Here is a 378-nt window from a genome sequence, read left to right as displayed (position 1 = left end):
CAGTATGGGAAGGCCATCGATGTGCTGCCGGACGACGCGCTGGTGATAGACCGGTCTCTCGATTCATCGCGCTTCCGCCAGGCGACGGGTTACCGGGCGCCTTCGTGGGAAAGCATGGTGCGCGTGATGCATGCGTCGGAAAAATAATATTGAAAGTTTTCCATGTTCAAAAATAAAGTACTTCTGATTACCGGCGGGACGGGCTCTTTCGGCAACGCCGTGCTTCAGCGGTTTCTTGACTCCGATTTCTCCGAAATCCGGATCTTCAGCCGCGATGAGAAGAAGCAGGAAGATATGCGGATTGCGCTGAACAACGACAAAGTCAAGTTCTACATCGGCGACGTCCGCGAATACCAGAGCGTGAACGACGCCTTGAGG

At 54.2% G+C, this 378-nt stretch carries 1 protein-coding gene; it reads left to right on the top strand.

Annotation, left to right across the window (positions count from 1 at the left end):
• Positions 1-162: 162 nt before the first annotated feature.
• A partial coding sequence (locus AC1D0P_RS31760) for a polysaccharide biosynthesis protein (RefSeq protein ID WP_477680361.1) occupies positions 163-378 on the top strand: 216 nt, incomplete at its 3' end.

This window comes from Polaromonas sp. P1_G2 (genome assembly GCF_056405515.1).
Note: the sequence above shows the minus strand (reverse complement) of the source record. Positions and strands in the feature narration are given on the sequence as shown.